Below are 26,466 nucleotides of genomic sequence, written 5' to 3'. Positions count from 1 at the left end.
CGCTCCCGCGGGCGGCCCCCCTTTCGTCGTATGTACGCGTCATTTAACGCATTCTTAACGCCCCAGTAACGCCGGACTGAGCCGTTGCCGCGTAGCATCGACTATGATCTGAGCATAATATACATACACGGTCGCGCTGCCTACCAGGCGGGGCACCACGGGGCATCGCCTGGCGATGTGTGTTCCACGTCAACCAGGCGTCGCAACGCGTTTTCATGTTTCCAAAAGCATCCAGCAGCACCTCCCAGGACAAGACCCCCTCGGCGCGCCTGGCCCGAATCACCCGCTGGGCCGGCCCCTACGCCAGCCTGCTGCAGATGCTTCTGCTGGGACTGCTCATCCTGAGCCTGTCGCGCGTGGCCCTGGCCGCCTGGCAGTGGGAACGGGTGGAGGCGACCGGCATCTCGGCCGTGCTGTTCCTGCAGGGTGCCCGGGCCGACCTTATCCTGCTCGGCTATTTCCTGGCGGTCCCGCTGCTGCTGGCGCCCCTGTTCGCGCACCGCTTCTCGGCCCGCCTGTGGCGCACGGCCACGGTGGCCTGGGCCACCTTCGCGCTGGTCTTCATCGTCTTCATGGAATTGTCCTCGCCGCAGTTCATCATGCAGTACGATGTCCGCCCGAACCGCCTGTTCATCGAATACCTGGCCTATCCGCACGAAGTGTTCGCCACCTTGTGGAACGGCTTTCGCACCGCCCTGCTGCTGGGCGTCGGACTGACCGTCGTGCTGGCCGTGCTCCTGTACCGGCTGCTGCAGCGCGCGTCGAACGGCATGAACATGTGGTCCTCGCGCAAGCTGCTGCTGCTCTGGCCCGTGCTCTGCATCGCGGTCTTCATGCAGGTGCGCTCGACCACCGGGCACCGCCCGGCCAATCCCGCCCTGTTCGCCCTGACGGGCGATTCAATGGTCAATTCCCTTATCATCAACTCGGCCTGGTCCGTGTTCGACGCCATCGGATCGATGCGCAAGGAATCGGTATCCTCGGAAATCTACGGCGACATGCCGCGCGCCAAGGTGCTCGAGCAGGTGCGCGCGGCGCCCTGGCTGGCCGGGGCGCGCTTCGACAACCCGCAGCTGCCAACCCTGCACCACCAGCCGGCCGCAATCCAGCGCGAGCACCCGCTGAACCTGGTCATCGTGCTGGAAGAAAGCCTGGGCGCCACCTTCGTGCAGTCGCTGGGCGGCCTGCCGGTGACGCCGGAGCTGGAAAAGCTCAAGCACGAAGGCTGGTGGTTCGAGCAGCTCTACGCCACCGGCACCCGCTCGGTGCGCGGCATCGAAGCGGTGGTGGCCGGCTACGCGCCGACACCGGCGCGCAGCGTGGTCAAGCTGTCGCTGGCCCAGCAGAACTTCTACACGCTGGCGGCAGGCCTGGGCCAGCAGGGCTACCACACCGAGTTCGTCTACGGCGGCGAAGCGCACTTCGACAATATGCGCAGCTTCTTCACCGGCAACGGCTTCCAGAAGATCGTCGACATCGGCCAAATGCGCCCGTCCTTCGTGGGCAGCTGGGGCGCCTCCGACGAAGATCTGTTCGACAAGTCGCTGGAGCGCCTGAACAGCCTGCATGCCGCGAAAAAACCCTTCTTCAGCCTGATCTTCACCTCGTCCAACCACGAACCCTTCGAGTTCCCGGACGGGAAGATCGCGCTGCATGACCCCGACAAGCAAACGGTCAACAATGCGGTGAAATATGCCGATCACGCCCTCGGCAAGTTCATCCGCGAAGCGAAGAAACAGGACTACTGGAAGGACACCGTATTCCTGATCGTGGCCGACCATGACAACCGGGTGTACGGCAATGCCCTGGTGCCGATCAAGAAGTTCCACATCCCGGGCCTGATCCTCGGCGCCGACATCCAGCCGAAGCGGATCGCCACCATCGCCAGCCAGGTCGACCTGGCGCCGACTCTGCTGTCGCTGCTGGGCGTGTCGAGCACCCACCCGATGATCGGCCGCGACTTCGTGCGCGACAGCAGCTCGCCGGGACGTGCCCTGATCCAGTTCAATAACCTGTTCACCTGGCTGGAAGGCTCCTCGGCCACCATCCTGCGCCCCGGCAAGGCGCCCCTGCTGGGCCGCTATGATGCCGCTAGCGGCGTGCTCGATCCCTACGCGGGCAAGCCGAGCCGGGCCCAGGTTGACCAGGCAATGGCTCACGTGATGCTGCCGTCCCTCCTCTACCGCGAGCAGCGCTACCGGCTGGCACCTTAGATATACATATTCCGGAAACAAACTCGCAACAAAGTCGCCATCCTGCGGCCGATTCTTCGGCTTGGGTTCCTGCTAATATTGGTTGTCCCGCCGGCCTTGCTGTCCGGCCGCGGGCGCCCTATGCAGCGCTCTTCCAACCGGGAACAAGAAGATGGATGCCAGAACGCCAGCCTTGATTGCCTGCACAGCCCTGCCCGCCAGCGCCGATGGACGCTGAGATGCGGCGTCCAGGCTTCCTGCGCTTTTTCCCGGCCTTCCTGCTGGCCCTGGTGCTCTCCTTCCATGCGGGCTGGGCACAGGCCGCCTCCACGGCCGAGACCGGTCATGCGCGCGCCAGCCTGCTGGTGCACGCACCAGGCGGCATCAAGCCCGGCCTTGACGTCTGGCTGGGCCTGCGCATCGAGCACCAGCCGCACTGGCATACCTACTGGCTCAACCCGGGCGACTCGGGCCTGCCCACCACCACGGCCTGGACCCTGCCGCCCGGCTTCGCGACCGGCGACATCGCCTGGCCGACACCGAAGCAGTTGCCGCTCGGTCCCCTGATGAACTACGGTTACGACGGCGACCTGCTGCTGCCGGTGCGCCTGACGGTGCCGGCCGACTATCAAGGTGGGCCAGTGCCGGTGAAGCTGCGCGCCGACTTCCTCATCTGCGAAGAGGTATGCATCCCGGAATTCGCGGAACTCGACACCATCCTCGCGCCCGGCCCCGTCTCCACCCATGCCGCGCTGTTCCAGCGCGCCTTCGACAGCGCGCCGCGCGAGGTGCCCGGCTTGAAAGCCGCTGCCAGGATCGAAAACAATGCGCTGGTGATCGAGGCCCGGGGGCTGCCGCCCGCCTACCGTGGCCAGGCCTTGCAGCTGTTCCCGGCGAACGGCGGCGTGATCGACCACCCGGCGCCGCTGGCGCAGGAGTGGAAGGACGGGCAGCTGGTGCTGCGCGCGCCATTGTCGAGCCAGCGCAGCGACAGCCCGGCATCCATGGATGCGGTGATCACCGCGGGCCACCAGGCGCCCGGCATCCCCATCAGCTTCGCGATCGCGGGCCCCTGGCCGACACCGGGTGCGGCCGCGGCGGCACCGGCGCCAGCCGCGCCACCGGCATCCGTGCCGGTCGACAGCGGCGCCGAGCGTCCCTGGCTGGTGGTGCTGGCCTTCGCCTTCCTCGGCGGCGCCATCCTGAACCTGATGCCCTGCGTGTTCCCGGTGCTGTCGCTGAAGGTGCTCGGCTTCGCCCATCATGGCGGCGAGCGCAAGCGGATCGTGGCGGGCGGCTTCGCCTACACCCTGGGCGTCGTCGCTTCCTTCCTGCTGCTGGCCGCGCTGCTGCTGGCCTTGCGCGCCAGCGGCGAGGGCCTGGGCTGGGGCTTCCAGCTGCAGTCGCCGCCCTTCGTGGCGGCGCTGGCCATCCTGTTCACGCTGATCGGCTTCAACCTGGCCGGCCTGTTCGAGTTCCGTCACATGCTCCCGAGCCGCATCCTGAATGCGCGGGCGCGCAACCCGGTGCTGGACGACTTCCTCACCGGCGTGCTGGCGGTGGCAGTGGCTTCGCCCTGCACCGCGCCCTTCATGGGGGCTGCTCTGGGCGCCGCCCTGTCCCAGCCCGCGCCAGAGGCGCTGTCGGTGTTCGCCGCGCTGGGCGCAGGCATGGCCGCACCCTATCTCGCCGCCAGCCTGTTCCCCGGCCTGGCCCGCGTGCTGCCGCGTCCGGGTCCATGGATGCTGCGCTTCAAGACCTTCATGGCCTTCCCGATGTTCGCCACCGTGGTGTGGCTGCTGTGGGTGCTCGGGCAGCAGGCCGGCGTCGACGCAGTCGCGGCCATCCTCGGCCTGATCGTGGCCGCCGCCTTCGGCGTGTGGGTGCTGGGTATCCCGGCGCGCAGCCATGCCGGGCGCTTTGCCGGCATCGGCGCCGCCGCCCTGGCATTCCTGGGCGCGGCTGCCTGGGCCTGGCCGGCGTTCCAGCATGGTCAGGCAAATGCGGCCACGGCCGCAGCGTCGGCCGGCTGGCAGGCCTGGTCGCCGCAGGCGGTGGCCCAGGCGCGCCAGCAGGGCCGGCCGGTCTTCGTCGACTTCACCGCGGCATGGTGCGTCACCTGCCAGTACAACAAGCGCACCACCCTCGCCGACCCGGGACTGATGCGGGACTTCCAGGCCAGGGAGGTGCTGCTGCTGCGCGCCGACTGGACCCGGCGCGACGAAACGATCACGCAGGCGCTGAAGGAACTCGGACGCAGCGGCGTGCCGGTGTACGCGCTCTACCGCAAAGGTGCGCCGCAGCCGACGCTGTTGTCGGAACTGCCGAGTGTGGAGGAAGTCAGGCAGGCCCTGGCCGCGCCGTAATCAACAGTTCAAGCAGTCCAACCAGACCAACCACCAGGAGGATTTCATGAAGCGCACCATCGCATTCTCGCTGTTCGCCGCCGCCCTGCTTCTCAATGGCAGCGCCCTCGCCGAAGCCGTGGTCGGCCAGCCGGCACCCGCCTTCAAGGGCGTCGACACCGCCGGCAAGCCGGTCTCGCTCGACCAGTACAAGGGCAAGTACGTGGTGCTCGAATGGGTCAACCCGGAGTGCCCCTTCGTCAAGAAGCACTACGACAGCGGCAACATGCCCACCGTGCAGAAGTACGCCGCCGACAAGGGCGTGGTCTGGCTGTCGGTGAGCACCAGCGCCGACGGCGACCACAACAAGAAGTCGGCCGCCATCAGCGACTGGGTCAAGGCGAAGAAGGCCATGCCCGCGGCCACCATCATGGACACGGGCGGCGCCATCGGCAAGGCCTACGGCGCGCGCACCACGCCGCACATGTACCTGATCGACCCGAGCGGCAAGCTGGTGTACGCCGGCGCGATCGACAGCAAGCCGAGCGCCAATCCGGCCGATATCAAGAGCTCCACCAACTACATGGTGCAGGCGATCGACGAATCGCTGGCCGGCAAGCCCTTGAGCCAGGCCGTCACCAAGCCCTACGGCTGCTCGGTGAAGTACGGCTGATTCATGCGATTCAGATAATGTGCCGCAGGGGCCCGCCATGCATGGCGGGCGCTGCTATGATGATTCCCGCTATTTATAACAACAAGGGGATCCACATGCGTCGCACCTCGCTTTCACGCCGCAGCCTGCTGGCCGCGGCAAGCTTCGCCGCCTTCCTGCCATTCTCCAGCGCCCTGGCCGCGCCCTTCGAATCGACGCGCATCACGGTGCGCACGGAGGGCTCCGGGCCCGACGTGGTCCTGATCCCCGGTCTGAATTCCTCGCCGCGCGCCTGGGCCTCGACCGTGGCCGCGGTAAAGGGCTACCGCTACCACCTGGTGCAGGTGTCGGGCTTCGCCGGCCAGCCGGCGGGCGGCAACACCGAAGGCAAGGTGGCGGCGCCCGTGGCCGACGAGATCGCGCGCTACATCAAGGAGGCCGGCCTGAAGCAGCCGGCCGTAATCGGGCATTCGATGGGCGGCACCATGGGCATGATGCTGGCGGCGCGCCATCCGGAAGCGCTGTCGCGCCTGATGGTGGTGGACATGTACCCTTACCTGGGCAACTTCTTTGCCGGTCCCGGCGCGCCGCCCGAGCAGGTCGAGGCGGTCGCGAACGCGGTCATGGCGAGCATCCGCAACGCCAGCCCCGAGCAGCGCGCCAAGAACACCAGCGACACCATCGTCGGCATGGTCAACACCGAGTCGATGCGCGCCGGCGCCATCTCCGACTCTGCCGCCAGCGACCTGGACGTCAGCAGCCGCGCCTACCGCGAGCTGATCGTGACCAACCTGATCCCGGAGCTGGACAAGATTACCAAGCCGGTCACCGTGCTCTACGTGCAGCCGAAGACCGTGCCGATCCCGGCCGAGCAGTTCGACTTCGCCTACAAGAGCGCCTATGCGCCGGTGAAGAACCTGACCCTGAAACGCATTCCGGACAGCGCCCACTTCATCATGTGGGACCAGCCGCAGCGTTTCCAGGGCGAGGTAAAGGCTTTCCTCGCCGCGCCCTGATCCAGCCTGCGCGTTCGCCAGCGCACGGAGCGCGCACCCCGAGACGGTTATATTGCACTGCAACATAGCTTACAGATGCAATATGGTCAAACTTGCCCCCGGGGTGCGCCTGCTCCGCAGCCTGAGCCGCGCCGCCAAGGCGCAACAATCGCTGACCGCGACGCTGCTGGGCGCGTTCGCGCCGGCGCCGCAAAAGCCGGCTTCCAGACGCAGCACTTCCCGACCCGCGCCGCGGGAGAACCGTGCCCTTGAAGCCGGCGCGCCCGGCCGATGGCTGAAGGCACAGTTCCCCCTGCCGCCGCAGCCGGGACAGGGGTCCGCACAAACCATGTCTTACTGGCTGTACCTGCCGCGCCACGTACCCGAGAGCGTGACGCGGCGCGGCTGGCCGCTGGTGGTGATGCTGCACGGCTGTCACCAGAGCGCCACCCAGTTCGCCGACGGCACGCGCATGAACCGCCTGGCGGAAGAAAAAGGCTTCGCCGTGCTCTACCCGCAGCAAGAACGGCAGGTGCAGCGGCAGCGCTGCTGGCGCTGGTACGACCGCGACACCCAGCAGGGCGGCGGCGACACCATGGCGCTGGCCGCGCTGGTCGACGCGGTGTGCACGCGGCACCCGGTCGACCGCCGCCGCATCTATGCCTGCGGCCTGTCCGCCGGCGCCGGCATGGCGGCCGTGCTGGCCCTGAACCACCCCGAGCTGTTCGCCGCCGTCGGCCTGCATTCCGGGCCCGTCTTCGGCGCCGGGCACAGCCCGATCGGCGCGATGCACGTCATGCGCCACGGCGCTCCCCTGCAGGCCGATGCGGCCATCCGCGCCGTGCTGGAACGCCGTATCGCGGATGGCGTGGACGCGCCGATGCCGCCGATGCCGGCGTTGATGATCCAGGGCGAGGATGACCGGGTGGTGCGCCCGATCAACCAGTTCGAGCTGGCGCGCCAGTGGCTCCAGTTGAACGGTTTGCCGGCAGGTCCGGCGACACGGATCGCGCAGAAACCCGCGGGACGGGGCGGCCGCCGCAATGCCCATGAAATCCACGACCACCTGGCCGGTTCCAAGCTGCTGCTGCGCGTGGTCCGCATCGCCGGCCTGGGTCACGCCTGGAGCGGCGGCGATCCGGCCCTGAAGTTCAATGCAGAGGCAGGACCGGATGCAAGCCGCATGATGCTCGACTTCTTCGGCAGGCACCGGCGCCAGGCGCGGCCATGACGGACCGGTATCTTCCAGCGCGTCGCCACCGTAGCGCTGCCGCCGCGCCGCGGACGCTGATGGCGCCCTCCTGGTCAGGACCAGGTCTCAGATAAAGGGCCAGGCGAGGATGCGCTTCAGGTGCAGGACCATGCGCACCGGGATGTAGCCAAAGCCGAATACAAGGATGGGCAGGCTCCATGCATCGCCCAGCACTGCCAGCCAGGCTCCGCCAACCGTGCCTGCCGCCGCAAGTACCATGAGCCATAGCTCGATACTGAGGAAAAAACCGAATGCTTCGCGCCAGACGCGCTGCATCAGCGCGATGGCTTCCCTGAAGGTCTTGATGTCGTGGCCCATGATCGTATTCGCAAGATGGCAATGATAAAAATGAAAAAACGCTGCCGGAAATGAAAATCGCCGGCAGTGCCGGCGATGTGGGGTTATGTTGCGGTGCATTATAACCGAGTCCGCGAGTTTTACCTGACAGCATCATCCTCCACCAGGCAAGCGCGCGTGAACTTGCGCGATTTCAACGATCCATGCGCACCAACGTAACTTCCTTCATCTGCTCCTTCATCGGCTCCTTGAAGGCCTGCAGCAGGCGGGCCGTCTCTGACTTGGCGCGCTCCAGGTTGGCCGCCTTGACGTGCCCATAGCCGCGGATCGACTCCGCCACCTGGGCCAGCTTGAGCGCGGCCGCCCGGTTTTCCAGCGTCAGCTCCGTGGCCAGCATGTCGACCAGCGCAAAATAGTCGCTGCGCAGCCGGCGCTCGGCGCGGCGCTCGTGGGTATAGCCGAAGACGTCGAAGGCGGTGCCGCGCAAGACCTTCAGCGGCGCCAGCATGCGGAAGGCCGAGCGCATCCACGGGCCGAAGCGCATCTTGGCAGGGATGTCCGTGCCCGGCTTCTTCCTGGCCAGCAGCGGCGGCGCCAGGTGGTACTCGACCCGGAAGTCGCCCTCGAACTGCTCCTTCAAGCCTTCCAGGAAGCCGGTCTGCGTGTGCAGGCGCGCCACTTCGTATTCGTCCTTGTAAGCCATCACCTTGAACAGCGATCGGGCGACCGCCTTGGCCACTGCACGCTTCGACGCCGGACCCTCGATCTCGACTTCGCGCGCTTCAACCTTCGCCACGGCGGCGCGGTACTGCTGGGCGTAGGCAGCGTTCTGGTACTGCGTCAGCCAGTCGGCGCGCAACGCCACCAGTTCCTCGAGCGAGCTTGGCGGCGTGAACTGCACCACCTTGGCCGGCTGCGCCAGGCGTGCGGCGGCCTTTTCGTCGGCGGCCACCAGGCGGCCCAGCATGAAGGCCTTCTTGTTCATCTCGACGGCCACGCCGTTCAGTTCGATCGCGCGGTTCAATGCCTCCAGGCCGACCGGCACTAGTCCCAGCTGCCAGGCCGCGCCCATCATCAGGATGTTGGCGCCGATCGGGTCGCCCAGCACGCTGCTGGCGAGCTGCTGGGCGTTCAGGCGTAGCGTCGGGCCGCCGGCGTCCTGGATCTTGGCCAGCAACTCGTCCTTGCGGATGTCGGCGTCGGGATCGCGCGTGAATTCGGCGGTCGGGGTCTCGTTCTCGTTGGCGACCACGCGGGTATGCCCGCGCCGCATCACCGCCAGCGCGTCCGGCATCGCCGCCACCACTAGGTCGCAGGCCAGCAGGGCGTCGGCCTGCTGCAGGTCGATGCGGACCTGGTGCAGCAAGCGCGGCGACGGGGCCAGCCGCACGTGCGACATCACCGCCCCGCCCTTCTGCGCGAAGCCCATGAAGTCCAGGGTCGAGGCGCCCTTGCCTTCCAGGTGGGCGGCCATCGTGATCAGAGCGCCGACCGTGACCACGCCGGTGCCGCCGACGCCCGCCACCAGCATCTCGAAGGGCTTGTCGAAGGCGTAGCTGGCGGGAAGCGGATAGGCGGCCAGCATGCTTTCCAGCTGGCGCAGTTCGAGCGCGGCGGCGGCCGGCTTCTTGAGCTGGCCGCCGATGACGGACACGAAGCTCGGGCAGAAGCCTTCCGCGCACGAATAGTCCTTGTTGCAGGAAGCCTGGTCGATTCTCCGCTTGCGGCCCAGCGGGGTCTCGAGCGGCAGGATCGACAGGCAGTTCGACTGCACGCCGCAGTCGCCGCAGCCCTCGCACACCGCCGGGTTGATCACCATGCGGCGCGGCGGGTCGGGGAAGACGATGTTGTCCGGCTTGTTCTTCTTGCGGCGGCGGCGCTTCTCGGCGGCGCAGGTCTGGTCGTAGACCAGCGCCGTGACCCCAGGCGTGTCGCGCAGCCGGCGCTGGATGGCATCGAGTTCGCCGCGGTGGTGCACCGCCACCCCGGCCGGCAGCGTGATGCCCCCGTAGTTCTCCGGCTGGTCCGTGACGACCACCGCCTCCACCGCGCCTTCGCTGAGCACCTGCTGCAGGATCTGCGGGACGGAGAGCTTGCCGTCCACCGGCTGGCCGCCGGTCATGGCCACCGCGTCGTTGTACAGGATCTTGTAGGTGATGTTGGCGCGCGCCGCCACCGCCTGGCGGATCGCCAGCGAGCCCGAATGGTAATAGGTACCGTCGCCCAGGTTCTGGAACACGTGCTTCTCGCGCGAGAAGCGCGAGGCCGCGACCCAGGGCACGCCCTCGCCGCCCATCTGGGTCAGCGTGAAGGTATCGCGCTTCATCCAGCTGGCCATGAAATTGCAGCCGATACCGGCCAGCGCGCGGCTGCCTTCCGGCACCCGGGTCGAGGTATTGTGCGGGCAGCCCGAGCAGAAGTATGGGGTGCGCTTGATCGCGTCGGCGCCGTTGGATAGCAGCTCGGCGCGGCAGAACTGCGGCAGGAATTCCTCGAGGCGCAAAGCCGGCAGCTTCGGCCCCAGCCAGCGCACCAGCACCGGCGCGATGCGCGAGGGGCGCAGCTCGCCCAGGCTGGACAGCAGCGGCTGGCCCGCGAGATCAAGCTTGCCGAGCACCTGCGGGCGCTGCTCCGGCGCCAGGTTGTACAGCAAGCTCTTGAGCTGGCCTTCGATGACGTCGCCCTTCTCTTCCACCACCAGCACTTCCTGCAGGCCGTGGGCAAACGCATGCAGGCGGGTGCGCTCCAGCGGGAAAGTCAGGCCCGGCTTGTACAGGCGCAGGCCGAGTCCTTCGAGCTGGTCGAGGCCAAGGCCCAGGCGGGCAAAGGCTTCCAGCAGGTCGAGGTAGGCCTTGCCGGCCGCGATGATTCCCAGCTTCGCGCTTGGTGCGGCGACTACCAGCTTGTCGATCGAGTTCACGGCCGCGAAGGCGTGCACGGCCTGCAGCTTGTCGGCCACGCGCTGTTCGATCGCCAGGCTGGGCAGGTCGGGCCAGCGGTAGTGCAGGCCATCCGCGGGCGGCACGTAGTTTTCCGGCGTCTTGAAACCGGGGGGCGCGGGCAGTTCGACGACCGCGCCGCCTTCCACGGTCTCGGAGATCGCCTTGAAGCCGACCCAGGCGCCGGAAAAGCGCGACAGCGCCCAGCCGTACAGGCCGAACTCCAGGTATTCCTCGATATTCGCCGGATTCAGGACCGGCATGCCCCAGGCCATGAAGGCGTGGTCGCTCTGGTGCGGCATCGACGAGGACACGCAGCCGTGATCGTCGCCGGCGATCACCAGCACGCCGCCCAGGGGCGAGGAGCCATACGCATTGCCGTGCTTGAGCGCGTCGCCGGCGCGGTCCACGCCCGGGCCCTTGCCGTACCACATGGCGAACACGCCATCCACGGTGCGGTGCGGGTCGCCCCCGACCTGCTGCGAGCCCAGCACGGCGGTGGCGCCGAGTTCCTCGTTGATGGCGGGGAGGAATTCGATGGCGTTCTGCTGCAGGATTTTCGATGCGCGCCAGGCTTCCTGGTCGACCGCGCCCAGCGGCGAGCCGCGATAGCCGGAAATGAAGCCGCCGGTGTTCAGGCCGGCGCGCTCGTCCAGGGCCTTCTGCATGAGCGGCAGCCGGATCAGGGCCTGAGTGCCGGTCAGGAACACGCGGCCCTGCTCACGCTTCAGGTTGTCGTCCAGCCGGTAGGCCGGGTCGGCCAGCGCCGCCCCGCCGACTTCCTCGTGCATCGATCCCATCTATTGTCTCCACTGTGCCAGCCCTGCAGGGCTTGTTCATAGTGAAAGATGATAGTCAATGCCGGGGAAATAACTTTTCTAACTTACCTGGATTTGGTGCAGAATAGGTAAATTATTTCTATTCCGAGCCCTCCATGGAAAAATCTTACCTTGACGCGGCGTCAATGCGCATCCTGCGCGAGCTGCAGCAGGACGGCCGCCTGTCCGTCAACGAACTGGCCGAACGGGTCGGCATGTCGGCCTCGCCCTGCTGGCGGCGCCAGAAGGAGCTCGAAGAGCACGGCTACATCCGCCGCTACGCCGCCCTCCTCGACCGTCGCAAGCTCGACCTCGGCCTGGTGTGCATGCTGCATGTGTCCCTGACGCGGCACGAGGCCGGCGTGGTCGAGGCCTTCGAGGCGCAGATGCGGGCCTGCCGCGAAGTGATGGAGTGCTACGAAATGACGGGGACCTCGGACTACATCGTCAAGGTGATGGTCGCCGACATGGATGCCTACCACGACCTGCTGCACAACGTGCTGCTCAAGCTGCCGGGGGTGTCGCAACTGAACACGAGTGTCGCGCTGCGCGAGGTGAAGTACGAGACGGCCCTGCCGCTGTAGGGTTCGCAATCATGGAGACTGGGCCGGGGCCTGGGTACGGCGCAGCCGCGCGGCGAAATCGCGCAGGAATGCTTCGCGCCAGCGGCTGATCGACCTGGCGCCCTGGTGCAGGCCTTCACGTAGCCGCGGATCCGGGTCGTCGGTCCACCAGTTCGGGTGCCTAGCAGACGGCCGGCGCGCCAGTTCCGGCGCCGCCATGCGCGAAGTGAAGCCGCCGGTCTGTCCGTCCAGCCCCGGATGCTTGCTGGCGATCCGGTAGCTCCAGATCTTGTCTTCCTTGGGCGAGAACAGGAAGCGCCAGGAACCGTCCGGCTGCGGGAAGCCCGGGAATTCCTGCTTGTCGATCTGAAGGCTGGCCCGGGCGCCGGCCGGCGCCTTGCCCGCGGGGCGGTAGTTCAGCTCCATGATGGCGAAGGTCTCGACCACGTCCTGCGTGCTCGGCGGCGCATCGAAGACCACGCGCGGGCGCTCCCAGGCGCGCACGAAGCTGCCGCCCCAGCCTCCCGCGGTCGGATCCTCCGGCTTCGCGCCCATCACATAGGCGAGCGAGGGCGTGTCGCCCATCTTGACCAGCGGCGCGATGCCGGCGAAGTAGTCGCCCAGCGCGCCCACACCCTTGACGTGGCGCTCCACGAAGGCGCGGTTAGCCAGGTCGCCCGACTGGTCGCCCCCAAGGAACCAGCCGCGGTAGGTCGAGTTGTTCTCGATGATCCAGAGATCGGGGTGCTCGCGCGCCAGGTAGTCGTAGGCCGCGTTCGACCACTTCTTGTTCGGACCGCCGATCATGTACACGCGCAGCTTGGGCTTGATGTCCGGCGCATCGTGCAATGCCTGGGCCAGGTCTTCGAAGCCGCCCCACAGCAGCACCCAGAGCGGGCGCGGGTCCGGCTGGCGGGCGCGCTCGACGATCCAGCTCGATCCCTCGGTCGGCTGGCCCCAGCCCGGCGGCGGCGCCAGGTCCAGGCCGCCCTGCTTCGAGATGCTGCGCAGGGTGGCCGGGCTCGGATAATCCGCCGACCAGGTCTTCAGGTTCGGATAGTCCTTCTCGTAGGCGTCGATGATGGCGAGCAGATGGCGCTTGCGGTCGCGTCCCTCGCCCCATGGCGAAGCCAGCATGCCTTCCAGCTCGATCATGTCGGCGTAGAGCAGCAGGTGGACCAGCGACTGGAAGTCGTCGTAGTCGGTGCCGCCGATGTCGGTGGAGACGATGACACGGGGTTTTGCAGCAGGTGCGGCGTTGTTGGCGGGCGTCAGCCTGCACGCGGACAGCGGCAGCGACATGGCGAGCAAGGCAAGCAGGCGGCGTCGGTTCGTCTTCATTCGGCACCTGCCGGATACTGCAAGGACCAGCTGGCATAACGCTCGAGCGCCCGGGATGGAACCGTCCCGAACCATGCATAACCGTTGCGGCGCTCGATGTGCAGTTCGTTGACATCGTCATGGACGCTGCGGTCGCGGTCACCGAACACCGGCTTCATGCTGCGCGCATCGTAGTAGCGCGCCCAGATTTCTCCCGCGCCAGGCGCAGGCAGCAGCATTCTTCCACGCTCGGGCGTGGTCGACTTCCAGGCGACGTCGCGCAGCGCCACCGAGCGCAGCCATGCTACGCCGCCATGTACCGCTTCCTGCACTTCGCGCGGCGGGCCAGGAAGGCGCATCATCAGCAGGAGCACGCTCGTGGTTTCGGGCGTGGCCAGGGCGGCCGGTTCGAAATTACGCGCTCCGGCAAGCTCCAGCGTCAGGGCATCGAACTGCTGACCCCAGCCGGTCTTCCTTCCGCCCCGCGTCTGCTGGGTCGCGACAAACATCCCGACGGCGCGCTGCACTGCGGACTTTGCTTCTTCTACCTGCGTGGCCGGCACGAACGCAAAGTCGCTCCGCCCTTCTCCGACGTCCATCAACAGGTTCACGACCCGTACCATGGCGTCGTCGTTCAGGGTGACCGCATCGTGGTAGCCGCCCTGCAGCGGATAGATCTGCGGGAAGCCGCCATTGGGATACTGGGAATTCAGGAGATAACGCAGGCCCTTGAGGAAGCCGGCGCGATAGGGCCCGCCCCTCGTTCCTGGCAGCTGCGCCTGGACCCGCGCCAGGAAGCGCAACTCGTTGGTGGTGGTGCCGTTGTCGATGGTGCCGACGTAGGTCCAGTTCGTCTTGCCTTGCCGCTCTTCTCCAGGCACCCAGTGCTCGCCTGGGCGGCGCGGTCGTCCGCCACGGTCGACGTTCTTGCCCCATCCGCCGGCAGGCGTCTGGAAACTGAGGATGTTGTCCGCCACCCGCAAGGCTTCAGCCCCGCCATACCACACAGCCGGTTTGCGCAGTAGCATGCCGCCTTCCGGCGCATCGGTGTGCGGGCGTTCCGGCGTGGCTGATAATCCGGCGCGTTCCGCGCGCAGGGCAGCCTTGTCCGCCTCCATCAGCGCACGCGAACGCGTGAGGTAGGCCGTCCATTCGGCGCGCTGCGCCTCGGGCAGCGCGCCGATGCGCGCCTCGCTCAGGGGCTGGGCCGGCGTCATGTGCGAAAGGATCGCCGGCTGGCAGATCGCGGGAAGCGCCAGGCACAGGGCGCCCAGGGTATAGGCAGTTCGTCGCATGATGGTGTTTGATTCCACAAAAGACAAAGCGGCACAGGCGTGGATTGCTTCCGCCCGTGCCGCCGGTGCGCAGGTCTTGCACCTGCGCGACTCCAAGCCTTCAGCTTAGAACTTGTACTCGACCGACATGCGGTAGACACGGCCCATCATGTCCGCCAGGCTGGTCAGGTAACCGCCGCTGTAGATCGTGTTGGCGGTCAGCGGTGGCCACTCTTCCGTGATGTTGTTCACGCCCAGCGACACCGTGGTGTTCTTGATGCCGGTATAGCGCACGTTCAGGTTGAACTGGCTATACGATTCCACTTCGGTCAGGTTCGATCCCGCACGCGGAGTCAGGTCGGTCAGCGCGGTGTTGAAGCGCTGCGACAGCGTGGCGCGCCACGGTCCGGTGCTGTAGGTCACCGCCGCGGTGTACTTCCAGCGCGGGTTCACCTGCGGCATGCCGGCCAGGCCCGAGTTCGGACCGGCGCTGCCGAAGCGGCCGTCGTTGGTGATGATGCCGACGTTGCTGTTCCATGCGCCGCCCGCCTCGCTCTGGAACTCGTACTTGTGGTACCAGGTCGCATCGAGTTTCGCATCGAAGGTGCCGAAGCTGGTCTTCGGGAAGCGGTAGCTGCCCGAGATGTCGGCGCCGCGGATGCGGGTCTGGCCACGGTTGGCCTGGCTGGCGATGATGTAGTCGATGGTGCCATCGGCGCGGCGGTTGATGACGCTCTCGTACTTGGCCGGGTTCTGCTGGATCTCGGCGATCGAGACCGCGCCCAGCACGTCACGCAGCTTCAGGCCCCAGTAGTCGACCGTCAGCGACAGGTTCTTGATCGGCTCCAGGCCGATGCCGATGTTGAAGCCGCGCGACTTCTCCGGCTTCAGGTGGCTGTTGTTGGGCGACTTGGTCCAGTAGTTGGTCAGGACGTTGCAGACCTGGTCGGCGGTATAGCCTGCCGAGGGGGTGCCGGTGCCCGGCTCCAGTGGACGGGTGCTGCGGCACAGGACCGGATCGTCCATCAGCTGGCTGCGCACTTCCGGGGTCGGGTTCTGGATGTCCATGATCGACGGCGCGCGGAAACCGCTCGAGACCGAGGCGCGCAGCACCATTTCCTGCATCGGCGCCCAGCGGGTCGCCAGCGCCGGGTTCACCGTGGTCTGGTCCAGGTCGTCGTAGCGGTCGGCGCGGACCGAACCGTTGACCAGCCAGGTCTTGGTGATCGGCGCATCGACCTCGAACATCAGCGAAGAGATCTTGCGCTTGAGCTTCTTGGCCACGCCCTGCGGGGTCTCGCCCACTAGGTCGGATTGCACCACGTTGCCGGAAGCGTCGATGTTGTAGCTGCCGTCGGCGCGCTTGTACACGAAGTCGAGCGGCGCGTTATGGGTGCGCGCCGAGTCTTCGCGCAGTTCACCCGACACCGCCAGCACCATGTCGCCGCCGCCGAGCGCCCAGACCGGACGGGTGACGGTGGCGTCGATGCTCTTGTTGAAGGCCTTGTTCAGGCGATAGGTATAGTCCTCGGCCTGGATGCTGCGCAGGTAGGCCAGTCCGGCGGCGTCCTGCGGGCCGAACGGATTCAGGATGCCCTGGTCGAAGCCGGCCTGCGCCTTGCTGTACAGGATGTAGCCTTCGCCCACGCGGGTGTCGCGCTTGGAACGGCCATAGTTCGCGCCGAGACGGTAGTCCCAGCCCATCACGTCGCCTTCGAGCGACAGCACGACGCGGTTGTTGCCCTGTTCGTCGTTGCGGTAGGCCGGTCCGAGTTCGCCCGGGCCCCACTGGAAGTAGATGGCGCGGTTGTTCATGTTCAGCGGCGTCGCCGTGCCCGGGGTCTTGGCCGGGTCGATGAACATGGCCGGGGTGTTGGAACCGGTGTTGCTGCCGACTACCTGCGGCAGCGGCGTGATGCCCTTGCCCGGATAGAAGCGGCTGGTCGCCGGCATCGAGTAAGTGGTGAACGGCTGGGTCGCGTTCGGCACCTGCATGCCGCGGAACTTCTGCACGGTGAACGCGGAATGCAGCACGTCGAGGTCGAGCTTGTGGCCACCGGCCAGGTTCCAGCTGACGCGGCCGGCGACGGTGGTGATCTCGCTGCCGTCGGTGACGGCGTTCCAGAACAGCGGATTGCGGATGCAGCCCGGCGCGTAGACCGGCGGAGTCGCCAGGCTGTTGTTGCCGAGGGTCTGCAGCGACCATGGCGAATCGCAGCCGGTGGCGAAATTCGGGTTGTAGTTCGAGTTGGCGTTGCGGGCGAAGCCGAAGTTGGCCAGCGGGTTCGGGTTGCGCGCGTCCGGCGTGATACCCAGGCCCAGGCTGCGCAGCACGGCCGGGTCATGCTGTTCCGGACGGTCGCCCTGGAACAACGCGTCCTTCTTCTGGTGGTCGATGGCGATGTAGGCGTTCCAGCCTTCCTCGCTCAGGTCGCCCCAGCCGAAGATGCCGCTGATGCTCTTGGTACGGCCGCCGCCGCTCAGTTCGGGGCGGGCGTATTCGGCCTTGACCGCGCCGCCCTGGTAGCCGCGCTTGGTCCAGTAGTTCTGGACGCCGCCGATGGCGTCGGCGCCGTAGATCGAGGCGCCGCCGCCGTTCAGGGTCTCGACGCGCTCCAGCGCCATGCGCGGGATCACGTTGACGGAGACGTACTGGTCCTGCAGCGGCTCGTTCGCCAGGCGGCGGCCGTTCAGCAGGGTCAGAGTGCGCATCGGGCCAAGGCCGCGCAGGTTGGTCACCGGACCGGCCGCGCCGGAGTTGGTGCCGAGCGACAGCGATTGCGGCTGCTCCAGCACGAAGTCCTTGAGTTCGGTATGGCCGCGGGCTTCCAGTTCCTGGGCCTTGACGGTGGTGACGGGATTCGTGCCCTCGTCGTCGACACGGCGGATCAGCGAGCCGGTCACCACCACCGCCTGCACGGCTGGCGTTGACGACGGGGCTTCGGTGTTCTGAGCCTGCGCGTGGGCCGCCAGCTGGAACAGCGCCAGGCTAACTGCGCTTGCCAGTTGGGCTCGGCGTGGGGTGGGAACAAAGGTCGGGTTCATTCACGTCTCCTATCTTTTTTCTTAAGATTGATATGACCACACTACTGATTGGCCAGGCCACTTGGAGCGAATTCCACAGGCCTGCCGTCAAATCCTGACGCTGTCTTTGCAGGTTTTACAAGAAGTGATATGACCGGATTATAAATTGGTCAGGCCACTTTGTTGCAACAAATATTTACGGCGCATACTGATCAGCCTGTAAATAATGCTGAATTGGCAAGATTTTGTTGCAATTATCTAACGAATTTCCGTTGGAACGTCGATCTTCCCCCTCGAATTGTTCGACCAGATCCGTGATTTAGTCCAACCACAAATGAAAGTGGTCTTGCCAATTCCCCTGTTTTCAGGCCACCATATGCCGAGCCCGCGGCCGTGAACGCCGGTGGCGCCACAACAAGACTGGAGACGAAAGATGAATGAAAAGAATGTCGGGAGAATCGATCGCCGCACCGTACTGAAGGGCGCCGGGGCGGCTGGCCTGGTGCTGGCTAGCGGCGGCGCCTTCGCGACGACCACGCGCAAGCGCTATGCGGTCGTGGGCGTGGGTTCGCGTGCGCGCATGTTCACCAATGCGATGACGGGCAAGTTCCGCGCTACCTCCGAAGTCGTGGCCATCTGCGACAAGAATGCCGGCCGCCTGGCGCGCGCCGTGAAGCTCGTTACCGAGACCGGCGCCAGCCAACCGCGCGGCTACGCCGCGGCGGACTTCGACCGCATGATCCGCGAAACCAGGCCGCAGTTCGTGATCGTCACCACGCCCGACGCCACTCACGACGACTATATCGTGCGCGCCCTCGAAGCCGGCTGCGACGTCATCACCGAAAAGCCGATGACGACCACCGCCGAAAAGGCACAGCGCATCATCGATGCCGTCAAGCGCACCGGCCGCCAGGTCCGTGTCACCTTCAACTACCGCTATTCCCCGCCGCGCACCCAGATCAAGGAGCTCTTGATGTCGGGCGAGATCGGCGACGTCATCTCGGTCGACTTCACCTGGCTGCTCAACACTGTTCACGGCGCCGATTACTTCCGCCGCTGGCACGCCAACAAGGCCAATTCGGGCGGCCTGATGGTGCACAAGTCGACCCACCACTTCGACCTGGTCAACTGGTGGCTGGGCGCCCAGCCGGAGACCGTGCACGCCTTCGGTTCGCGCCAGTTCTACACCCCGGAAACCGCGCGCCGCATGGGGCTCGCCAAGCCGCACGAGCGCTGCCTCACCTGCCCGGAAAAGCAGAAGTGCAACTTCTACTTCGACCTGGCGTCAGATCCTGGGCTGAAAGCCCTCTACCTCGACAACGAACAATACGACGGCTACTACCGCGACGGGTGCGTGTGGCGCCCGAGCATCGACATCGAAGACACCATGAATGTGATGGTCCGCTACGACAACGGCGCGCACCTGAACTACGCGCTGTCGGCCTATGACGCCTGGGAGGGCTACCACATCGCCTTCAACGGCACCAAGGGCCGCATCGAACACCGCATCGTCGAGTCGGGCGGAGCGGCCGGCGCGGCCAAGGTGCAGAGCGGCAGCGAGAACGTGTCGATCCGCGTGATCCCGATGCGCGGCCAGCCGCGCGACATCGAGCCGATCATCGGCAAGGGCAGCCATGGCGGCGGCGACGACGTCATGCTCACCGAGATCTTCGGCGAAGGCCCGCCGGACAAGTACAAGCGCGCCTCGGACGAGCGCGCCGGCGCCTGGTCGGCCCTGGTCGGCATCGCGGCCAACAAGTGCTTCGAGACCGGACAGACGGTGCGCGTGGCCGACCTGGTCACCGGCCTCACGCCGCCGGACCGCGCGCCGATGCCGGACCGCCGCGCACCGGTGCCGATGCCGATCCGGATCAAGATTCCCTGACCAGCCCCCGATCGGTCCCCTGCCGGCACCCGCTTGGTGCCGGTTTTCGTTTACAGATCCACTGACAAGTACGCCGACACCAAGCGCCCGTTGATGACGTCATACGCGCCGGCGCCGCGCAGTTCCCAGCCATAGGTATCGAACACGTTGTTCACCGCCACCCGCAGCGAAGCCGGCTGCTCGCCCAGCTTGAAGCGGTAGCGGCCGCTCAGCGCCACCAGGGTGCGCTCGGGGATGGCGACCCGGTTGTCGACGGTGGCGGTGATGGCGCCGCTGTGCGAAGCCGTCATGTCCAGCGACAACCCCTCCAGCCACGGAGTGCGCCAGTCCAGGTTGAATTCGGCGCTGCGCCGGCTCATGCCGACCGGACGCTCGCCCACCCGCCCCAGGCGCACACCCTCGCCGGTCGCGCGCGGGCGCGACAGGACCGCGCCGGCGACGACGTTCAGGCGTGGGCTCAAGGCGCCCGCCAGCGACACTTCCAGTCCCCGGTTCTGCACGTCGCCCAGCTGGGCGTAGCGGTTGCCGGCGTCGAAGTTGAAGTAGGGCTTGCGCAGGTCGAACAAGGTGGCCACCAGCTTCATTTCCGGGCTCAAGGCATAGCGCAGGCCGAGGTCGCCCTGGGTGGTGCGGATCGCCGGCAGCAGCTCGTTGCGGTTGAGCGCATTGCTGGGCGCTACCCCGCTCTCTTCCAGTCCGCGGGTAAAGCTGCCGAAGGCCACCAGCCTGGGGCTGATATGGCCGGCGGCCGTCAGGTTGTACAGCCAGGGCTTGTCCTCGGCGGTGGCGAGCGGCAGGCCCGGCTTTTGCAGGCGCTTGCGGTAGTCGGTCTTCTGCAGGCTGAAGCCGATCTCGCCCACCTTGCGCCAGCGTCCGTCGTAGGCGAAGCCGCCGGTCCACTGGCGGGTGCGGTCGCGGGTCTGCTCGCCGAACACGAAGGCCGGCTCGGGCGCGGTGTAAGGCGCATCGATCGTGGTGCGCCCCAGGTCGAAGGCCTGCGAGCCGTCGTAGCGGCGCTGGCGGTCGCGCCCGCGCACGCTGAAGTGAAGATTGTGCAGGCGCGGGCCTTCGACGACGACGCGCGTGAGACGCAGTTCGCCGCTGGTGGACGCATTCTCCGCCGGCGGATCGACGATCAGGCGCCGGTTCGCGCTGCCGTCAAGCGTCACGCCGGTGAGCAGGTGGGTGAAGGCGCGGTGGTCGTTGTACAGCGAGCGGAACACGCCGGCACGGACGGTCCAGTCCTCGTTAGCGCGCAGCGTGGCCAGGCCGCCGTAGTTCATCGCGGTGGTGCGAAAGTCGGCCCACTCCGGGCCGTTGAAACGGCGGCGCTCGATGCGCGGCGGCAGGTGGCAACCGGCCGGCAGGAAGCTCGGCGCCTTTTCGTCGTCGTAGGTCTCGGCGCGGTGCCAGAAGGGGACGATCTCGAGGCTTGCGGCCGGCTGCCAGCGCAGGCTCAGCGCGGCATTGCGGTAGCGCGAGTCGGTGCCGTTGGGGTATTCGTTGCTGCCGACGGCGGTGCCGATGCCCAGGTTCAGGCTGCGCGCCAGCGGCAGTTCGCCGTCGGCCTCGACATAGGCGCCGCCGTAGCTGTCGCCACCCGTGGCCAGGGCCAGCCTGGCCCGATCGCCCGGCTTGCGGAAGCTGTAGTCGACGATGCCGGTCGGCGCCGGGAAGGGATAGCCCTGGGCCGAGATGCCGACCCGGATGTTGGTGGAGCGCCGGATGCGCGGCGTGAGGCCCCAGACCTGGTCGAAGTACAGGCCCTCGATGCGCGCATTGCCCGCCGCGACCGGAGAGAAGCCGCGCACGCTGGACGAGTTGTACAGGCCGATGGTCTCGCGGCCGACGCTGGTGCCGAAGGCATCCTCGGCCTGGCGCATCACGTTCTCGTCGGCCCGCCCATGCAGCTGCTGGGTACCGGGCGTCGCCGGCTCGGCGGGCTGGCTGGCGGCGGGAGGGGTGGTCTGTGCCCAGGTGGGCGCCGCGGCCAGGGCCAGCAGGACGGTCGAGCTCAGGATCTTCAGCATGAGGCAATGCGCAAGTCGGAAGGCTGCGCATTATCCGGTATTGATAGACTACTATCAATATGAATCACGCCTTCGAATATTGATAGAGTATCATCGACACCATTCTTGAACTCCGGGCGCTCCTGATGACGCAATTCACGCTGCCGCAAAACTCCTTCCTGCTCCTGCTGGGCGCGGTGACCCTCGCCTTTTTCTGGATCCTGCTGCCGTTCTCGGGGGCCGTCTTCTGGGGCATGGTGCTGGCGATCGTGTTCGCGCCGGTGTACGAGCGCCTGCTGGCGCGCTTGAAGGGGCGCGCCAACATCGCGGCTTTCGTCACCCTGGTGCTGATCATCCTGATGGTGATCCTGCCCCTGACCCTGATCGCCGCCGCGCTGGCCGACCAGGCGCTCGCGCTGTACAACATGGTCAGCGCCGGCAGCCTTGACTTCGACGCCATGCTGCGCCGGGTCGTGGCGGGCCTGCCCGACTGGGCGGCCTCCCTGTTCGAGCGCTACCAGTCGACCATCATGTCGACGGTGCAGGACAAGCTCAGCGCCGGAGTGGCCCAGGCCAGCCAGTTGGCGGCGCGTTATGCGGTGGGCTTCGGGCGCAATGCGCTCGACTTCCTGGTCGGCATGACCGTCATGCTCTACCTGCTGTTCTTCCTGTTCCGCGACGGGCGCACCATCGCGGCGCGCATCAAGCGCGCGGTGCCGCTCGACTCGCACTACAAGAAGCCCCTGTTCGACAAGTTCGTGACCGTGATCCGCGCCACCGTGAAGGGCAACGTGCTGGTGGCTGTCGCCCAGGGCACGCTCGGCGGCCTGATCTTCTGGTTCCTGGACGTCCCCGGGCCGGTGCTGTGGGGCGTGGTGATGAGCTTCCTGTCGCTGCTGCCGGCCGTCGGCGCCGCCATCATCTGGGGGCCGGTGGCCGCCTATTTCCTGTTCACGGGTTCGGTCACGCAAGGAGTGGTGCTGGCCCTGTACGGCGTGCTGGTGATCGGCCTGGTCGACAACCTGCTGCGTCCCATCCTGGTGGGCAAGGACACCAAGCTGCCGGACTACCTGGTGCTGCTGTCCACGCTCGGCGGCATGGCGCTGTTCGGCCTGAACGGCTTCGTGATCGGGCCGGTGATCGCGGCGCTGTTCATCGCGGCCTGGAGCCTGTTCGCGCGCGCCGACGAGTTCCACGCAGAGTGAAAAGGACTATTGCGTAGCGCGCATCAATAGGGGCCGGCGGCCCCCATAGAATCGGTCCCGACATCCATTTTCGACAAGGACCACACCATGCGCCCCACCACCACGCCCACCGCCACACCCGCCGCCGACATTTCTCCAGGATTGACGCGCCTGCTCGCCGTCTCGGCCGGCCTGATCGTCGCCAACCTATACTACGCCCAGACCCTGGTCGGTCCGATCAGCCTTGCCACCGGCCTGTCGCTGCATGCAGCCGGCCTGGTCGTCACCCTGACCCAGGTCGGCTACGCCCTCGGCCTGCTGTTCATCGTGCCGCTCGGCGACCTGCTGGAAAACCGAAGGCTGGTGTTCTGCGCCCTCCTGGGGACCGCCGCGGCGCTGCTTGCGGCCGCCTTCAGCAGCAATGCCTGGCTGTTCCTGGCCGCCGCGCTGGGCATCGGGCTCGGCTCGGTGGCGGCCCAGGTGCTGGTGCCCTTCGCCGCCCACCTGTCGCGCGAGGAGACCCGCGGCCAGGCCGTCGGCAAGGTGGTCAGCGGTTTGCTGCTGGGGATCATGCTGGCCCGGCCCGCGGCCAGCCTGGTGGCCGATGTCGCCGGCTGGCACGCGGTGTTCGGCGGCGCCGCCGCCATCATCCTGGTGCTGGCCTTCGTGCTGCGCAGCAGGCTGCCGCAGCGCGCACCAACGCAGGCACTCTCCTACCGCAAGCTGATCGCATCGCTGTGGACCCTGCTGGCGGGCACGCCGCTGCTGCGCCGCCGCGCCGCCTACCACGCGGGCCTGTTCGGGGCCTTCAGCCTGTTCTGGACCGTGACGCCCCTGATGCTCGAAGGCCCGCGCGTCCACCTGTCGCAGACCGGCATCGCGATCTTCGCGCTGGTCGGCATGGCCGGGGCCATCGCCTCGCCGGTGGCCGGACGGCTGGCGGACGCCGGCCACACCTTGCCCGCGACCGCCGCGGCCCTGGTGCTGGGCGTAGCGGGATTCGCGCTGCCGCTCTACCAGCCGGCCTCGCGCGAACTGGCGATCGGGGTGCTGGCCGTGGCCTCGATCGTGCTCGACATGGCGGTCGCGGCCAACCTGGTACTGGGACAGCGCGCCATCTTCAGCCTGGGCGCGGACGTGCGCAGCCGCCTGAACGGCATCTACTTCGCCCTGTTCTTCGGCGGCGGCGCGCTGGGATCGGCGCTGGGCGCCTGGGTGTTCGCGCAATATGGCTGGAATGCCGCCCTGCTGGTCGGCATGGCTTTCCCGGCCGCCGCCCTGCTCTACTGGCTGGGCGAGTTGCCGGGTCGTGGTTCGGTACTGGGGAAAACTGTTTAGTTCAGGCCGGAGCGCGTGAGGTGCGCGGCGAGCAGGTCGACAAAGGCGCGGATCTTGTGCGAGCCGCGCCGGTTCGGTTGGTAGAGCGCATGCAGCGTGACGTCCATCGGGCCCGGGTTGACCTCCCAGGCCGGCAGCACCGGCGCCAGGCGGCCGGCGGCGACATCGTCGCGCACCAGCCAGTGCGCCAGCATCGCGACGCCGAGGCCCGCGAGCGCGGCCTGGCGCAGCAGTTCGGCGCTGTTGGCCTGCAGGACGGCGTCGATGCTGATCTCCTCAGCCTCGCCTTCCCTCTCCAGGCGCCGCATGCGCCACACCCGCCGCTCGGCGAGCTGCAGGCAGTCGTGGTGGGCCAGGTCGGCCGGCAGGATCGGCGTGCCGCGGCTGGCCAGGTAGGCCGGGCTCGCGCACAACAGGCGCCGGTGGGACCCGAGGCGGCGCGCCACCAGGGTCGAATCCGGGTCGATCCTGCCGATCCGGATGGCGACGTCGATCGATTCGTCGACCAGGCGCGCGGCTTCGTCGCTGAGGCGCAGGTCCAGCACCAGGCGCGGGTACCTGGCGCGCAGTTCCGGCAGGATGGGCGCGATGTGCAGGGTGGCGAAGCTCGCCGGCGCGGCGACGCGCAGCACGCCCTTGACGTCGCCGCCCTGCCCCGCAACGGCATCGTCGGCCGCATCGAGCTGCTCCAGCACGCGCCGCGCTTCCTCGTAATAGCTGCGCCCGGTATCGGTGAGGGTGACGCTGCGGGTGGAGCGGTTCAGCAGGACGGCGCCAAGCCTTGCTTCGAGTGCATCGACCAGCCGTGTCACGGAAGACGTCGCCACGCCCATCTGGCGTGCGGCGGGCGAAAAGCCGCCGCTGGCCGCGACCAGGCAGAACGCCTTCAGTTCGGCGAAGCGGTCCATGCCCCGCGGCCTCGCTTAGAACGCCAGCATGACGCTACGCGGGCAATGGTCGCTGGTCTCGATGCGCTGGTCGGGCGCCTGCACCGCGGCGGTCTTGCGCGAGCCGAGATTGGCCGGCTGGCGCGCCGCCAGGGCGCCGCTGAGCACGATGTGGTCGAGGCCCGTAAAGCCCTTGCAGTTCGCGTCCACGCTTGCCAGCGGCACCTGCTGCAGGTCCCTGCCCGCGTTCAGCTCCTGCCACATGTAACGTGTGGCCACGCGGCCGTCCTTGTCCGTCGCCGGCACGCCGGCCGGGTCGCTGCCGTCGGTACGCACCTTGTCGGCCGGGATGTTGGCCGCGGCTTCCTCGTCGATGCGGCGGTTGAAGTCGCCCAGCAGGACGAAGTCCGGGCTCTGTTTGGCCACGCTGTCGATCCAGCGCTCGAGCGGCGCGACCTGGCGGTTCAGGGTCTTGCAGGCGCCGGCCGGATCGTCCAGCAGGCGCGCCTGGTAGATCGGGGTCGGCACGATGTTGGCGCAGCCGGACTTCAGATGCACGTTAAGAAAAGCGATGGGGCGTCCCGCCACCTTCATTTCGAGCGCCAGGCCCGGACGGACCTTGCGCGACTCGGGGTCGGTGGGATTGTCGACGATGGCCAGGCCCTTGTCCACGCTGCAGCGGGCCTTGTTACCCAGGCTGCGGTCCCAGGCGAAAGCCAGGGTCTGGAAACTCTCGTGCGGCGCGTCGCAGACGCCGAAGCGGCCGGCATGGCGTCCGAGCAGCTGCTTGATCACCTCGCTCGAGCGCACCTCCTGGAAGGCGATCACGCGCACCCCATCCTTCTCGATCAGCCCGGCGATGGTCGCCTGCAAGCCGGCCAGCTTGGCCGCGTAGTCGGCGCTCGTGAGCGCCACCGGCGCACCGCGTCCCTGGTAGGCATTACACGGCGCCATCATGGCCGCCCCGTCGCGACCGCCCGCCAGGCGCTCGGTATCGGCGACGCACTGGCGCGCCACCTTCACGGCTTCCTCGGTAATGGACGTTTGTCCCGGCTGGCGGCGCGGGCGCGTGTCGCACCACGACACGGTCGAGCAGACCGCGTTCTGGCGATCGAAGTCCTGCTGCGAGCCGGCCCAGCCCATGTTGAAGGAGGCGACGCCGATCTGGGTCGGCGATAGAGCGGAATCGGCGGCGTGCGCGGGGGCCGCAGCCAACAAGGAGACCAGCACGGCCATGCGGGTCGAGCAAGCGATCGGGGTCAGTTTTTTCATCATGGGGATGCCGGTCGCCGCTGCGACGGGCAGTGTCGAGTTAGGGAGAACGCGTCGGGCGAAAGAAGGATTATCGCCAAGTTTCGCGTTGGCAGCAATGCAGACCAGCTGTTTCTTGCGGGTTACATCGGTCGCGCCAGCTGCCGCTCATGCTAATCGGGTATCTTTTGATCTAGATCATAATATTTACACACAGCAATACCGTAGACTGCCAGTCTTC

17 protein-coding genes are annotated in these 26,466 nt (G+C 67.3%); 9 read left to right on the top strand and 8 right to left on the bottom strand.

Annotated elements, in window-relative coordinates; translation table 11 throughout:
* The first annotated feature begins 215 nt into the window (after positions 1–215).
* The 5 genes from FG94_RS04500 to FG94_RS04480 all read left to right on the top strand — a co-directional run bounded on the left by FG94_RS04500 (position 216) and on the right by FG94_RS04480 (position 7,415).
* Positions 216–2,213 (top strand): LTA synthase family protein, encoded by a 1,998-nt coding sequence (locus FG94_RS04500; protein ID WP_229445851.1) that lies wholly within the window; start codon positions 216–218, stop codon positions 2,211–2,213.
* A 218-nt stretch (positions 2,214–2,431) separates the two neighbouring features.
* Positions 2,432–4,558: a protein-disulfide reductase DsbD gene (locus FG94_RS04495; protein WP_081925789.1), complete on the top strand. Its 2,127-nt coding sequence runs from the start codon at positions 2,432–2,434 to the stop codon at positions 4,556–4,558.
* 46 nt (positions 4,559–4,604) lie between these two features.
* Entirely contained in the window at positions 4,605–5,210 is a 606-nt protein-coding gene (locus tag FG94_RS04490) for a redoxin domain-containing protein (protein ID WP_036207569.1), read from the top strand.
* 95 nt (positions 5,211–5,305) lie between these two features.
* Positions 5,306–6,205, top strand: coding sequence for an alpha/beta fold hydrolase (locus FG94_RS04485; RefSeq protein ID WP_036207648.1), 900 nt, complete (start codon positions 5,306–5,308; stop codon positions 6,203–6,205).
* An 82-nt stretch (positions 6,206–6,287) separates the two neighbouring features.
* Positions 6,288–7,415: a PHB depolymerase family esterase gene (locus FG94_RS04480; RefSeq protein WP_036207566.1), complete on the top strand. Its 1,128-nt coding sequence runs from the start codon at positions 6,288–6,290 to the stop codon at positions 7,413–7,415.
* Between the two features lie 87 nt (positions 7,416–7,502).
* Here FG94_RS04480 and FG94_RS04475 read toward each other — a convergent pair whose 3' ends face one another.
* The gene (locus FG94_RS04475) at positions 7,503–7,754 is read right to left on the bottom strand and encodes a hypothetical protein (RefSeq protein ID WP_036207563.1); all 252 of its coding nucleotides are present in this window, start codon (positions 7,752–7,754) and stop codon (positions 7,503–7,505) included.
* A gap of 172 nt (positions 7,755–7,926) precedes the next feature.
* Positions 7,927–11,472 carry an indolepyruvate ferredoxin oxidoreductase family protein gene (locus FG94_RS04470; protein ID WP_081925788.1) on the bottom strand — a complete coding sequence of 1,182 codons (3,546 nt, stop codon included), beginning with the start codon at positions 11,470–11,472 and terminating at the stop codon, positions 7,927–7,929.
* A 134-nt stretch (positions 11,473–11,606) separates the two neighbouring features.
* Here FG94_RS04470 and FG94_RS04465 point away from each other — a divergent pair, with 134 nt between their 5' ends.
* Positions 11,607–12,074 (top strand): Lrp/AsnC family transcriptional regulator, encoded by a 468-nt coding sequence (locus FG94_RS04465; protein ID WP_036207559.1) that lies wholly within the window; start codon positions 11,607–11,609, stop codon positions 12,072–12,074.
* A 9-nt stretch (positions 12,075–12,083) separates the two neighbouring features.
* Here FG94_RS04465 and FG94_RS04460 read toward each other — a convergent pair whose 3' ends face one another.
* The 3 genes from FG94_RS04460 to FG94_RS04450 form a co-directional block, all read right to left on the bottom strand.
* Complete coding sequence (locus FG94_RS04460) at positions 12,084–13,394, bottom strand: DUF1593 domain-containing protein (protein WP_081925787.1); 1,311 nt, start codon at positions 13,392–13,394, stop codon at positions 12,084–12,086.
* Positions 13,391–14,668 (bottom strand): pectate lyase, encoded by a 1,278-nt coding sequence (pelA, locus tag FG94_RS04455; protein ID WP_036207556.1) that lies wholly within the window; start codon positions 14,666–14,668, stop codon positions 13,391–13,393. The genes FG94_RS04460 and pelA overlap by 4 nt, the downstream gene beginning before the upstream one ends.
* Before the next feature lie 105 nt (positions 14,669–14,773).
* A complete protein-coding gene (locus FG94_RS04450) occupies positions 14,774–17,692 on the bottom strand; it encodes a TonB-dependent receptor domain-containing protein (RefSeq protein WP_036207553.1) in 2,919 nt (972 codons plus the stop codon).
* Positions 17,693–18,104: 412 nt separating this feature from the next.
* Between FG94_RS04450 and FG94_RS04445 the strand changes: the two genes are divergently transcribed.
* Positions 18,105–19,556, top strand: a complete 1,452-nt coding sequence (locus FG94_RS04445) for a Gfo/Idh/MocA family protein (protein ID WP_051996159.1) — start codon at positions 18,105–18,107, stop codon at positions 19,554–19,556.
* Between the two features lie 50 nt (positions 19,557–19,606).
* Here the strand turns inward: FG94_RS04445 and FG94_RS04440 are convergent, their stop codons facing one another.
* On the bottom strand, positions 19,607–21,586 hold the full coding sequence (locus FG94_RS04440; protein ID WP_051996157.1) for a TonB-dependent receptor: 1,980 nt from the start codon (positions 21,584–21,586) through the stop codon (positions 19,607–19,609).
* Positions 21,587–21,711: 125 nt separating this feature from the next.
* Here FG94_RS04440 and FG94_RS04435 point away from each other — a divergent pair, with 125 nt between their 5' ends.
* Both FG94_RS04435 and FG94_RS04430 read left to right on the top strand, forming a co-directional pair.
* Entirely contained in the window at positions 21,712–22,770 is a 1,059-nt protein-coding gene (locus FG94_RS04435) for an AI-2E family transporter (RefSeq protein ID WP_036207550.1), read from the top strand.
* Positions 22,771–22,857: 87 nt separating this feature from the next.
* Complete coding sequence (locus tag FG94_RS04430) at positions 22,858–24,087, top strand: MFS transporter (RefSeq protein WP_051996155.1); 1,230 nt, start codon at positions 22,858–22,860, stop codon at positions 24,085–24,087.
* On the opposite strand, the gene FG94_RS04425 is transcribed toward FG94_RS04430, so the two are convergent.
* Both FG94_RS04425 and FG94_RS04420 read right to left on the bottom strand, forming a co-directional pair.
* Positions 24,084–24,995 carry a LysR family transcriptional regulator gene (locus FG94_RS04425; protein WP_036207547.1) on the bottom strand — a complete coding sequence of 304 codons (912 nt, stop codon included), beginning with the start codon at positions 24,993–24,995 and terminating at the stop codon, positions 24,084–24,086. The genes FG94_RS04430 and FG94_RS04425 overlap by 4 nt on opposite strands.
* 15 nt (positions 24,996–25,010) lie before the next feature.
* Positions 25,011–26,246, bottom strand: a complete 1,236-nt coding sequence (locus FG94_RS04420; protein WP_161783935.1) for a hypothetical protein — start codon at positions 26,244–26,246, stop codon at positions 25,011–25,013.
* Positions 26,247–26,466: the final 220 nt, after the last annotated feature.

This window comes from Massilia sp. LC238 (genome assembly GCF_000735635.1).
Classification (GTDB): domain Bacteria; phylum Pseudomonadota; class Gammaproteobacteria; order Burkholderiales; family Burkholderiaceae_D; genus Telluria; species Telluria varians.
Note: the sequence above shows the minus strand (reverse complement) of the source record. Positions and strands in the feature narration are given on the sequence as shown.